At 64.2% G+C, this 12445-nt stretch carries 11 protein-coding genes; 8 read left to right on the plus strand and 3 right to left on the minus strand.

Going from position 1 to position 12445, the window contains the following annotated elements; translation table 11 throughout:
• Positions 1-3: 3 nt before the first annotated feature.
• Both JQ587_RS15530 and JQ587_RS15535 read left to right on the plus strand, forming a co-directional pair.
• Positions 4-657, plus strand: coding sequence for a DUF2865 domain-containing protein (locus JQ587_RS15530; RefSeq protein ID WP_212425848.1), 654 nt, complete (start codon positions 4-6; stop codon positions 655-657).
• A 266-nt stretch (positions 658-923) separates the two neighbouring features.
• Positions 924-1079 carry a Thivi_2564 family membrane protein gene (locus JQ587_RS15535; RefSeq protein ID WP_008546817.1) on the plus strand — a complete coding sequence of 52 codons (156 nt, stop codon included), beginning with the start codon at positions 924-926 and terminating at the stop codon, positions 1077-1079.
• A 66-nt stretch (positions 1080-1145) separates the two neighbouring features.
• On the opposite strand, the gene JQ587_RS15540 is transcribed toward JQ587_RS15535, so the two are convergent.
• From JQ587_RS15540 to cysD, 3 genes are all read right to left on the minus strand, one after another.
• A complete protein-coding gene (locus JQ587_RS15540; protein ID WP_212425849.1) occupies positions 1146-3311 on the minus strand; it encodes a malate synthase G in 2166 nt (721 codons plus the stop codon).
• Between the two features lie 385 nt (positions 3312-3696).
• Positions 3697-5613: an adenylyl-sulfate kinase gene (gene cysC, locus JQ587_RS15545; protein WP_212425850.1), complete on the minus strand. Its 1917-nt coding sequence runs from the start codon at positions 5611-5613 to the stop codon at positions 3697-3699.
• Positions 5614-5632: 19 nt separating this feature from the next.
• Positions 5633-6427 carry a sulfate adenylyltransferase subunit CysD gene (gene cysD, locus JQ587_RS15550; RefSeq protein WP_212298355.1) on the minus strand — a complete coding sequence of 265 codons (795 nt, stop codon included), beginning with the start codon at positions 6425-6427 and terminating at the stop codon, positions 5633-5635.
• 245 nt (positions 6428-6672) lie between these two features.
• On the opposite strand from cysD, the gene cysG reads away from it, so the two are divergent.
• From cysG to JQ587_RS15580, 6 genes are all read left to right on the plus strand, one after another.
• Positions 6673-8097, plus strand: a complete 1425-nt coding sequence (cysG, locus tag JQ587_RS15555; RefSeq protein ID WP_212425851.1) for a siroheme synthase CysG — start codon at positions 6673-6675, stop codon at positions 8095-8097.
• Positions 8094-8411, plus strand: a complete 318-nt coding sequence (locus JQ587_RS15560; RefSeq protein ID WP_212425852.1) for a DUF2849 domain-containing protein — start codon at positions 8094-8096, stop codon at positions 8409-8411. The genes cysG and JQ587_RS15560 overlap by 4 nt, the downstream gene beginning before the upstream one ends.
• A gap of 11 nt (positions 8412-8422) precedes the next feature.
• Positions 8423-10078, plus strand: coding sequence for a nitrite/sulfite reductase (locus tag JQ587_RS15565; protein ID WP_212298352.1), 1656 nt, complete (start codon positions 8423-8425; stop codon positions 10076-10078).
• Positions 10065-10580, plus strand: a complete 516-nt coding sequence (locus tag JQ587_RS15570; RefSeq protein ID WP_212425853.1) for a DUF934 domain-containing protein — start codon at positions 10065-10067, stop codon at positions 10578-10580. The genes JQ587_RS15565 and JQ587_RS15570 overlap by 14 nt, the downstream gene beginning before the upstream one ends.
• The gene (locus JQ587_RS15575; RefSeq protein ID WP_212425854.1) at positions 10577-11302 is read left to right on the plus strand and encodes a phosphoadenylyl-sulfate reductase; all 726 of its coding nucleotides are present in this window, start codon (positions 10577-10579) and stop codon (positions 11300-11302) included. Before JQ587_RS15570 ends, JQ587_RS15575 begins: the two co-directional genes overlap by 4 nt.
• A gap of 112 nt (positions 11303-11414) precedes the next feature.
• A complete protein-coding gene (locus JQ587_RS15580; protein ID WP_433995294.1) occupies positions 11415-12428 on the plus strand; it encodes a sulfate ABC transporter substrate-binding protein in 1014 nt (337 codons plus the stop codon).
• Positions 12429-12445 lie beyond the last annotated feature (17 nt).

Raw genomic sequence — 12445 nt, forward strand, 5'->3', positions numbered from 1 at the left:
TACATGGTGAGACATTCGATCAGCAAGTCGTTTTGCGGAACGGCGGCGTTCGTCGCGATCGCTTCCCTCGGCCTGGGGCTGACGCCTTCGGCGCATGCGGAGGATTTCTTCTCGGCGCTGTTCGGTGGCTTCCGCATGCGGCCCGCGCCGGAGATCCGCATGCCGTTCCCGAACGACGACATGCCGCGCTACGACGCGCCGCGCCAGCGCGCGTCCTATGGCGGCGGCATGGCCTATTGCGTGCGCGGCTGCGACGGCCGCTACTTCCCGGCGCAAGGTGCGGACGCCGAGAGCAAGGCGCAATCCTGCAAGAGCTTCTGCCCGGCCTCGGAGACCTCGCTGGTCTATGGCGGCGATATCGACGACGCCACCACGGACAAAGGCAAATCCTATTCCGACCTGCCCAACGCCTTCCGCTACCGCAGTGAGATCGTCGCTGGTTGCACCTGCAACGGCAAGGATCCGGTCGGGCTCGCGCAGGTCAAGATCGACGAGGATCCGACCATGCGCAGGGGCGATATCGTTGCAGGCAGCGAAGGCCTCGTCGTCGCCAACCGCAACGCCAACGATCGCCGCGGCGTCGCGATGAACTTCTCGCCCTTGCCGGACTCGGTGCGTGCCAAGTTCCGCCAGGTGCCGGTGGTGGCGAAGGAGTAGGGAGCCTTACGCCGCGCGAATCTTACCGCGTACGCCCCGGCAAAGATCGAGAAAACAGGGCGCGACAGGATCGGCAATCACGTACCGTTCCTGCCTCGCAGACCGAACGGTTTCGACATCTGAAGTGAAAAGGGTAAAATTTTAGGCAGCCGCCCGCCGGTAGAATTACGCATTTACTAGAAGTTGCAATGGGTTGCGCGAATGGAACCGGCGCGCGAGACGGGCGTTAGGACCTCGTTAGCAATTTGCCTGAAGGGGGCCTTGCAATGCTTGTCGGCGTACTCGTCACCTTTCTCGTCGTCATTCTCGTGCTTTATCTCATCAACATGCTGCCAATGGACGGCCGCGCCAAGCAGATCGCGCGCGTGATCGTCATCATCATCGGCATCGTGTCGCTGCTGAAATATCTCGCAGTGTTTTAGCGGGCTCGCGTGCCCAACAAAAAAGCCCCGGCTGAGCCGGGGCTTTCGATGTCAGCACGACGGAACTCAACCCACCGCCTTGGCCTCGCGGCGGCGGGCGGTGAGGATGTACTCGGTGTAGCCGTTCGGCTGCTCGCGGCCCTTGAAGATCAGGTCGCAGGCGGCCTTGAACGCTGTGCCGTCGAAGGCGGGGGCCATCGGCTTGTAGATCGGATCGCCGGCGTTCTGCTTGTCGACGACGACGGCCATGCGCTTGAGCGATTCCATCACCTGCGCTTCCGTGATCACGCCCTGATGCAGCCAGTTGGCGAGATGCTGGCTGGAGATGCGCAACGTCGCGCGGTCTTCCATCAGGCCGACGTCGTGAATGTCGGGCACCTTGGAGCAGCCGACGCCCTGGTCGATCCAGCGCACGACGTAACCGAGAATGCCCTGGCAGTTGTTGTCGATCTCCTGCTTGACGTCGTCTGGCGCCCAGTTCGACTTCGACACCGGAATGGTGAGGATGTCGGACAGCTTTGCGCGCGGGCCGCCCTTGGTCAGCTCCTGCTGGCGCGCGATCACGTTCACCTGGTGATAGTGCAGCGCGTGCAGCGTCGCGGCGGTCGGCGAGGGCACCCACGCCGTGGTGGCGCCGGCCTGCGGATGCGCCAGCTTCTGCTGCAGCATGTCCGCCATCTTGTCGGGGGCAGCCCACATGCCCTTGCCGATCTGGGCGTGGCCGGGCAGGCCGTCGATCAGGCCCATGTCGACGTTCCAGTCCTCATAGGCCTTGATCCAGGCCTGCGCCTTCATCTCGTTCTTGCGGATCATCGGGCCCGCTTCCATCGAGGTGTGGATCTCGTCGCCGGTGCGGTCGAGGAAACCGGTGTTGATGAACATGATGCGCTTGGAGGCGCGCTGGATGCAGGCCTTGAGGTTGACGGTGGTACGCCGCTCCTCGTCCATGATGCCGACCTTGAGCGTGTTCTCGGCCAAGCCCAGCATCTTCTCGACGCGGTCGAAGATCTCGCAGGTGAACGATACTTCGTCCGGGCCGTGCATCTTCGGCTTGACGATATAGGCAGATCCGGTGCGGCTGTTCTTGACCTTGGAGTTGCCCTTGAGGTCGTGAATGGCCAGCAGGCCGGAAACGGCGGCATCGAGCAGGCCTTCCGGCACTTCCTCGCCGGTCTCGTCGAGCACCGCGTCGGTGAACATGTGGTGACCGCAATTGCGCATCAACAGCAGGCTGCGGCCGTGCAACTTCACTTCGCCCTTGCCGTCAGGCGTCTTGTAGGAGCGGTCAGCATTGAGCGAGCGCGTCAGCGTCTTGCCGCCCTTCTCGAAGTCCGCCGACAGCGTGCCGTTCATCAGGCCGAGCGTGTTGCGGTAGACGAGCACCTTGTCCTCGGCATCGACGGCGGCGACGGAGTCTTCCATGTCGAGGATGGTCGAGACCGCAGCTTCCATCATCATGTCGGCGACGCCGGCCGGATCGTCCTTGCCGATCGCGCTGTTGCGGTCGATCGTCACCTCGACATGCAGGCCGTTGTTGACCAGCAGCACGGCGCTCGGCGCCGCCGCATCGCCCTGGAAGCCGGCGAATTGCGCGGCGTTCTTCAGTGCGGTGGCGTTGCCGCTCTTGAGCTTCACCGCGAGCTGGCCCGCGACGACGCTGTAGGCGGTGACGTCGGTGTGGCTGCCGGTCGCGAGCGGTGCGGCGGCATCGAGGAACGCCTTGGCCTTGGCGATCACCTTGTCGCCGCGCGCCTTGTTGTAACCCTTGCCGCTCTCCGACGGATCGTGGGGAATGGCGTCGGTGCCGTAGAAGGCATCGTAGAGCGAGCCCCAGCGCGCGTTCGCCGCGTTCAGCGCATAGCGTGCGTTGGTGAGGGGCACGACCAGCTGCGGGCCGCAGATCTTGCCGATCTCTTCGTCGACATTGGCGGTCTCGACCTTCTGCGTCGCGGGCTCTGGGACGAGATAGCCGATCTCCTTCAGGAAGGCGGTGTAGGCGGCGAGGTCGAACGCCTTGCCCTTGTTGGCGCGGTGCCAGTCGTCGATCTTGGCCTGGAGCTGATCACGGAAAGCGAGCAGCGACCGGTTCTTCGGTCCCAACTCCTTGATGATGGCGGCGACCCCGGCCCAGAACGCATCCGGCGCGATCCCCGTTTTCGGGGCGGCTTCCTTGGCGATGAAATCGAAAAGGACGGGGGCGATCTTCAATCCGTGGGCGTCGACGCGTTTCATGATGGGCTTTCTTGTTGGAAATGGCTGTTTTTGGCTGCTTTTGACCCGTCAGCAGCAAAATGCGCCCGCAAGGGGCGACTTTCGGGACCTATTAGCCCCAAAATCGGGGCTGTGAGAAGACCCCCGGGGGCTTGTCAAAATGTCAAGAAAAGGTGGGGCGGTCTGCTCGGGCCGCGCCCGAGTGCGCAATGCCAATGCAATGGGCGAGGTCCCTCCCCGGCGTCGTCCTGGCGAAGGCCAGGACCCATTACTCCAGGGAGAAGTTTGAGTGGTTCGGGACTGCTGTCGAGCCCAACCGATAGATCACGCGGTGGGTCCTGGCTTTCGCCAGGACGACACCGGTGATGTTGCGCGCAGCCGTGCTCCCTCAAGCGAAGCACACGCCTCAAATATTCGCGGCGAGATCCACGACTTCGTCGAACAGCACGCCTGACGTCTTCAGCATCTGCTCGATTTCGTCCGCCGCATCCGCGACCGTCCGCTTCGACGTGTCGATCACGAGCTCGGCCGCCTCGGGCCGCTCGTAGTCGTTGCCGATGCCGGTGAACGATGCGAGCGCGCCGGCGCGGGCCTTTTTGTAATGGCCCTTGGGGTCGCGCTCTTCGCAGATCTCGGCCGGCGTCGCGACATGGATCTCGCGGAACGCCGTGTCGGCGATGCGGCGCGCGGTGGCGCGGTCTTCGCGCGCGGGCGAGACAGCGGCAACGATCGCGATATGGCCATTGCGGGCGAGATGCGTTGCGACTTCCGCAAGGCGGCGGATGTTCTCGCTGCGATCGGTGGCGGAGAAGCCGAGATCACCGTTGAGGCCGGCACGCAGCGTGTCGCCGTCGAGCAGGATCGGCGAGCCGCCATTGGCGAACAGCCGCCGCTCCAACGCCTTCGCCAGCGTCGACTTGCCGGAGGCGGGCAGGCCGGTGAGCCAGACCACGGCGCCGTTGTGACGATAGCGTGCGGAGCGTTCGTCGGCGCGCAACGCCGATTCCACCGGCACGATGTCGACAGGCACGGCGCGTTGGCCGGCATCGACCGACAGCACCAGACCGCCGCCCGCGATGCGGCCGGAGACCTCGATCACGAGGCGGCCGGTGCGCGGATTCTCGGTGTAGGGATCGGCAGCAATCGGGCTCGACAGGGAGATGTCGATCTCGCCGACATGGTTGCGGCCGATCGCCTTGTTCTCGCGGCTCTCGAGCTCGCCGGGATCGACGGCCTTCTCGATCGCCACCACGGTGGCGCGGCTTTCCTTCGGCCCCGAGCGAACCAGGATCTGATCGCCCTTGGCGAGCGGCTTGTCGTGCAGCCAGAAGATGCGTGCGCGCAGCCGGCGCGTCTCGCGCGGGGCGGCGGCGGTGTGCGCGATGATGTCGCCGCGCTCGATGAACAATTCGCGGTCGAGCGTGATACCGACCGAGCGGCCGGCGCCCTGACGCGTTGTGACCGGGGTCACCGGCCAGCTCTCGACGGTCTTGATCTTGGCGATCTTGCCGGCCGGCATGATCACGATCTCGTCGCCGGCAATCAGGCTGCCGGATTCAATGCGGCCTGCGACGATGCGGCGGTCGTCGAACTTGTAGATCGCCTGCACCGGCAGGCGCAGCGCCAGCGTTTCGAGCGGCCGCGCCGGTTCGAGGCGGTCCAGCGCCTCGACCACGGTCGATCCCTTGTACCAGCCGATCCGGTCGGTGCGTTCGGCGACGCCGTCGCCGTCACGTGCGGAGATCGGGATGATCGCCGCCGGCGTCACGCCGAGGCCGTTGAGATGCGCGGAGATCTCGTCGCTGATCTCCTTGAAACGTTCCGCGGAGAAGTCGACGCGGTCCATCTTGTTGACGACGACAGCGACCTGCTTCACGCCGAGCAGATGCAGCAGGTACCCGTGACGACGGGTCTGGTCGCGCACGCCTTCGAGCGCGTCGATGATCAGCACCGCGCCGTCGGCCTGCGAGGCCCCGGTGATCATGTTGCGCAGGAATTCGGCGTGACCGGGTGCGTCGATCAAAACGATGTCGCGCGAATTGGTGCGGAAGCGGATCTGCGTGGTGTCGATGGTGATGCCCTGGTCGCGCTCGGTCTGCAGTGCGTCGAGCAGGAACGACCATTCGAACGGCATGCCGCGCCGTGCGCTGACGGCCTTCAGCATGTCGAGCTTGCCGTCGGGCAGGCTGCCGGTCTCATGCAAGAGGCGGCCGACCAGCGTCGACTTGCCGTGATCGACGTGGCCGACAATGACGATGCGCACTTGAGGACGCGTGGTGCCGTTCGGAGTGGCGGGCGAAGCGGGGGTGACGATCATGTTCATAGCCGTGATGCGTCCTTGATCAGAGATAGCCGGCGACGCGCAGGCGCTCGAAAGCGTCCTCGGTCTCGTGGTCGAGCGCGCGGCCGGAGCGCTCCGGCACCTTGGTCTGCTCGAGCTCGACCAGGATTTCGTCGATGTTCGACGCGGTCGACGCGACCGGATTGGTGATGTCCTGATCGCCCAGCGAGCGATAGCGCTTGCCGTCCTTGGCGAGATACAGCGGGATGATCGGGATGTTCTCGCGCTTGGTGTAGGCCCAGATGTCGGCCTCGGTCCAATGCAGGATCGGGTGGATGCGCAAATGCGCGCCCTGCGGCGGCGATGCGTTGAAATGATCCCAGAACTCCGGCGGCTGGTCGCGGACGTCCCAATTGCCCTCCAGGCCGCGCGGCGAGAACACGCGCTCCTTGGCGCGGGTGGCTTCCTCGTCGCGGCGGATGCCGGCGATCAGGCCATCAAAGCCGTATTTGGCGAGCGCCATCTTGAGGCCCTCGGTCTTGCGCGCCGCGGAGCGGGCGGCCGGCGGCAGCGTCGGATCGACGGCATCGATCGGCGGGCAGGGCTCGACGCGCAGATCGAGCTCCCACTCCTTGCCGTAGTGATCACGAAATCGATACATCTCCGGAAACTTCTTGCCGGTGTCGACATGGAGCGCCGGAAACGGCAGCCGGCCGAAGAACGCCTTGCGCGCCAGCCAGATCATCACGTTGGAGTCCTTGCCGAGCGACCACAGCAGGGCGATCTTTTTCAAACGACCAAAGGCCTCGCGGAAGATGTAGATGCTTTGCGCTTCCAGCTGGTCGAGATGGTCCATGCTGGGGGCAACATCAGCAGAAAATTCTTGCGAGCCCGAGCGTCCGACGGGGGCGGGGCTGCTCACTCCGGCAACTGCGGAATCGTCCTTGAGAAGATGCATCTCTGCCACTTTGCGTTTGGAGGCTAAAATTCTATAGTTGCGCCGCAGAAGAGAAGAAAAAATTTTCTCTTTGCGCGCTTGAAACGACACATATATAGAAAATAATTCCAGTCAACCCCGGGTGTGGGGGAAGCGAGTATCGTATGCGGTTCTTGCCGGTATTCCTCGATCTCAAGGCCGGCCCGGTGGTCCTCATCGGCGCGGGCGAGCTTTTGCGCGCAAAACTGCGCGTGCTTGCCGCTGCCGGCGCGCGCATCCGCCTGCATGCGATCGATGGCAATCAGGACCTGGGTCTGAGCACTGAAGACGCGGCGCGTATCGAGATCACCAGCGGCGATCCGCTGACCTCTGATCTTGCCGGCGTCATCGCCGTGGTCTGCGCGGGTGCGGGCGATGTCGGTGTGGCGATGTCGGCTCGCGCCAAGTCGCTCGGCCTGCCCGTCAACGTGATGGACGATCTCGAACATTCCAGCTTCATCTTTCCGGCGATCGTCGATCGCGGCGATGTCGTGGTTGCCGTTGGCACGGGCGGCACCTCGCCGGTGGTGGCGCGGCGCGTGCGCGAGAAGATCGAGGCACTGCTGCCGGCGCGCATCGGCGAGCTCGCCGAGTTCATCGGCGGCTTCCGCAAATCCATCAACGAGCGCATCGCCGAGTTTCCGCTGCGTCGCCGCTTCTGGGAGCGCGTCATCGACGGTCCGATCGGCGCGGCCGTGTTGGCCGGTCGCAAGGGCGAGGCTGACACAGCGCTCAAGGCAATCTCCGATCCGTCCGATTTCGCGCGCGCCGACAAGCCGGAAGGTTCGGTCGCGCTGGTCGGCGCCGGTCCTGGCGATCCCGACCTTCTCACCATCAAGGCGTTGCGCGCGCTCCAGGATGCCGACATCGTCTTCCACGACGAGCTGGTTTCTCCAGACATTCTCGACCGCATCCGCCGCGACACCGCGCGCGTTCCGGTCGGCCGCCGTGTCGGCAAGCCGGGTATCGGCCAGGACGCCATCAACGAGCGGATGATCGCGGCCGCGCAATCAGGTCAGCGCGTCGTGCGGCTGAAGGGTGGTGATCCCTTCGTGTTCGGCCGCGGCGGTGAAGAGGTCGAAGCGCTGCGCGCTGCCGGCGTTGCCTATTCGATCATTCCCGGCATCACCGCAGGCCTTGGCGGCGCCGCCGATTTCGAGGTGCCGCTCACCTATCGTCATGAGGCGACCAGGATCACCTTCCTTACCGCGCACAAGGCGCGCGATGCGGAGACGGTGGATTGGTCGATGCTGACCGATACCAAGATGACCGTCGTTGTCTACATGGGCATGACGGCTGCGCCTGCCGTTCGCGCCGGCCTCCTTGCCGCCGGCCGCTCGGCAGAGACGCCGGTGGGCGTTTTTGCCCGCGTCACGCGTCCGGATGCGCAAGGCGCAATCGGCACGCTGCGCGACCTGCCCGAGCTCGTGCGGCAGACCAGCGGTGGTCCCGCCATTCTCATCATCGGCGACGTGGTCCGGCATGCCGGTTCGCTTCGCCGTCAAACACCAAAGCAAATCATCTCTGACCTATTGGATGCAGCCGAATGACCTCTCCGCTTGAACAGAAGAAAATCAAAATCGCCGGCCCCTCGGTCGTGACCGCGAACCGCACCTGGGACGGCATCGTGGTGTATCGCACCGCCGCCAAGAGCTGGTCCGCGGACCTCTCGGAAGCTGCGATCGTGCGCAACTCGGACGACGCCAAGGCGTTGCTTGCAGAGTCGGTGGCCGATGACGTCGGCGCCATCGGTCCCTATATCGCCCCGGTGCAGGTCGGCGTGGACGGCAAGGTCGAACCCGGCAATCTGCGCGAACAGATCCGCCGCACCGGTGTCACCATCGGGCAGCCGGCCCAGGTTTAAGGCATCCTCTTATGTACGCTTACGACGAAATCGATCGCACGCTCGTCAACGAGCGCGTCTCGGAGTTCCGCGACCAGGTCAAGCGCCGCCTTTCGGGCGAGCTCACCGAGGACGAGTTCAAGATCCTGCGGCTTCAGAACGGCGTCTATCTGCAACTGCACGCCTACATGTTCCGTGTCGCGATCCCCTATGGCACGCTGGCGACGAACCAGTTGCGGGCGCTCGCCCATGTCGCGCGTAAATATGACCGCGGCTACGGCCATTTCACCACGCGGCAGAACATCCAGTTCAACTGGATCAAGCTCGCCGAGCTGCCGGATGCTCTGGCCGATCTGGCCAAGGTCGGCATCCATGCGATGCAGACCTCCGGCAACAACATGCGCAACGTCACCTCGGACCAGTGGGCCGGCGTCGCGCCTGGCGAGATCGAGGATCCGCGCATCTGGTCGGAGCTGATCCGCCAGCACACCACGCTGCATCCGGAATTCTCGTTCCTGCCGCGCAAGTTCAAGATCGCGATCACCGCGTCGGACCATGACCGCGCCGCGATCAAGATCCACGACATCGGGCTCAAGTTGATCAAGAACGAGAAGGGCGAGACCGGCTTCGAGGTTCTGGTCGGCGGCGGTCTCGGCCGCACGCCGTTCATCGCCAAGACCATCAAGCACTTCGTGCATGGCCGCGATATCCTGAGCTATATCGAGGCGATCCTGCGCGTCTACAACCAGTATGGCCGCCGCGACAACATCTACAAGGCGCGCATCAAGATCCTGGTGCACGAGCTCGGTATCGAAAAATTCTCGCGCGAGGTCGAGGAGGAGTGGCAGCACATCCGCAATTCCTCGCTGCAGATCGACGACGAGGTGATCGAGGACATCCGCTCGCGCTTCACCTATCCCGCTTACGAGAAGCTGCCGCACATGCCGGACGAACTGCGCCAGGCCGCAGCCGATCCCGAGTTCGAGGCATGGCGCAAGAACTCGGTCGCCCCGCACAAGGTGCAGGGCTATTCCATCGTCACCATTTCGCTGAAGCCGATCGGCAAGCCTCCGGGCGATGCCACGGCCGAGCAGATGGATGCGCTCGCCGATCTCGCTGACAAATATTCCTTCGGCGAGATCCGCGTCGGCCACGAGCAGAACCTGGCGCTGCCGCACGTCGCCAAGCGCGACCTGCCGGCCCTGTGGAAGGCGCTGGACAAGCTTGGGCTCGCGACGCCGAACGTCAATCTGATCACCGACATCATCGCCTGCCCGGGTCTCGATTACTGCTCGCTGGCGAATGCGCGGTCGATCCCGATCGCGCAGGAGCTGACGCGGCGCTTCGCCAACCACGAGCTCGCCAACCTGATCGGCCGTCTCCACATCAATATCTCCGGCTGCATCAATGCCTGTGGCCACCACCATGTCGGCCATATCGGCATCCTCGGCGTCGAGAAGAACGGCGAGGAGGTCTACCAGATCACCATCGGCGGCCGCGCCGACGAAGGCGCTGCGCTGGGCAATCTGATCGGCCCCGGCGTCAAGTTCGACGAGGTCGCCGATGTCATCGAGGACGTCGTGGAAGCCTATCTGGCGCTGCGTGAGCGGCCGGAGGAGCTGTTCATCGATACGGTCAAGCGCCTCGGCGTCGAACCCTTCAAGGAGCGCGTTTATGCCACTCGTTAACGGCGGAAAAATCGCCGACGACAGCTTCGTCAAGCTGGCCGTCGATACGCCGCTGCCCGATGGCGGCGACATCCTGGTGCCGGCCGAGCGTTTCGTCGGCGAGGCGGAGGCGTTGCTCAAGCGCGCCGGCAAGGTCGGTGTGATCTGGCCGAACAATCGCGACATCGACGAGCTCGTGCCGTATCTCGGCAAGATCGCCGCCGTTGCGCTGGTGTTCCCGACCTTCCGTGACGGACGCGCCTACAGCCAGGCGCGGCTGCTGCGCGAGCGTTACAACTACCGCGGCGAACTGCGAGCCACTGGCCAGATCCTGCGCGACCAGTTCGTGTTCATGCTGCGTGCCGGCTTCGATTCCTTCGAGGTCAAGAAGCAGGCGGATGCGGAAGCCTTCATGCAGACAGCCAAGCGTTACTCGGTGTTCTACCAGCCGACCGGCGACGGCCGCATCACGGCGTTGCACCGGCGCATGCAGCTGCGCCACTCCGAGGGGGTCGGCACATGAACGCCATCGCAACCAAGGTCTCGTCCGTATCCACGCTGCCTTCGGCTGCAGAGCTCGATCGCGCCTTGCGCGATGCCTCGCCTCAGGAGGTCGTTGCGGCCGCGTTGAAGGCGGTCGGGCGCGAGAAGCTCGCGCTGCTGTCGTCGTTCGGCACGGAATCGGCGACGCTGCTCAAGGTGGTGGCAGATGTCGATCCGGCCATCCCGGTGATCTTCCTGGACACCGGCTGGCTGTTCGAGGAAACGTTCGCCTATCGCGACAAGCTCATCGCGATGCTCGGCCTGAAGGACGTTCGCTCGGTCAGGCCCACCGAGGAGACGCTGTCACGCGAAGATCCCGACCGCGATCTCTGGTTCTCCGATCCCGACGCCTGCTGCCGTATCCGCAAGGTGGAACCGCTGGCGCGTGCGCTGAAACCGTTTTCAGCCTGGCTCAACGGCCGTAAGCGTTTCCAGGGAAATGCGCGCGCCGACATTGCCGTTGTCGAGGATGACGGTACGCGGTTGAAGTTCAACCCGTTCGCCAACGTCTCGCGCGAGGAACTCGAAGCGATTTTCGTCCGCGCCAAATTGCCGCGTCACCCACTTGCGGCGTCCGGTTTTCGCTCGGTTGGGTGTATGCCTTGCACGAGCAGAACAGCCGAAGGCGAGGATGAGCGCGCGGGTCGCTGGCGCGGCCGCACCAAGACAGAATGCGGCATCCACACGATGAAGATTTCGTAGCACAGCCAAGCTGCGCGGTTGCGAACAAGAAAATCCGGTTCCGTTGACTCGGGACCGTTTCGCCACGAGTTTCGCCTGCATGCCTTCGTCGACACTGGCGTCGTCGAGGTAAATGGAGATGGACATGATGCGTCGTATCGTTCCGCTCGCTGCAGGACTCCTGGTTACGAGTTTCTTGGCAAGCTCGGCTCTCGCCGCTGACATCAATCTGCTGAACGTGTCGTACGATCCGACGCGCGAGCTCTATGTCGAATTCAACAAGGCGTTCGCGAACGCCTATCAGAAGGAGACCGGCAAGAGCGTCGAGATCAAGCAGTCGCACGGCGGCAGCGGATCGCAGGCGCGCGCGGTGATCGACGGCTTGCAAGCGGACGTGGTGACGCTCGCGCTGGCCTACGACATCGACGCCATCGCCGGCAAGGGTCTCACCGCGGCGGACTGGCAGAAGCGGCTGCCGCAGAATTCATCTCCCTACACGTCGACCATCGTGTTCCTGGTGCGCAAGGGCAATCCCAAGGGGATCAAGGACTGGGACGATCTGCTCAAGCCCGGCGTTGCCGTGATCACGCCGAACCCGAAGACGTCGGGCGGTGCGCGCTGGAATTATCTTGCCGCCTGGGGCTTTGCGCAGAAGAAGTATGGCTCAGCCGACAAGGCCAAGGATTTCATCGGAAAGCTCTACCAGCAGGTGCCGGTGCTCGACACCGGCGCGCGCGGGGCGACCGTGACCTTCGTCGAGCGCGGCGTCGGCGACGTGCTGCTCGCCTGGGAGAACGAAGCCTATCTCGCACTGAAGGAATTCGGGGCCGGGAAGTTCGAACTCGTGGCGCCGCCGCTCTCGATCCTGGCCGAGCCGCCGGTCGCGATCGTCGACAAGGTTGCCGACAAGAAGGGCACCCGCAACGTCGCCGATGCTTACCTCCAGTACTGGTACACCAAGGAGGGGCAGGAGATTGCCGCACGCAACTTCTATCGCCCGCGCGATGCCGAGATCGCCAGGAAGCATGAAAATTCCTTCGCCAAGGTCGAACTATTCACCATCGACGATGTTTTCGGTGGTTGGACCAAGGCGCAGAAAGAGCATTTTGCCGACGGCGGCGTCTTTGATCAGATCTACAAGAACTGATCGGGCGCTGTCGGAGG

Origin of the sequence: Bradyrhizobium manausense (genome assembly GCF_018130615.1) — a bacterium.
Lineage (GTDB): Bacteria > Pseudomonadota > Alphaproteobacteria > Rhizobiales > Xanthobacteraceae > Bradyrhizobium > Bradyrhizobium manausense_A.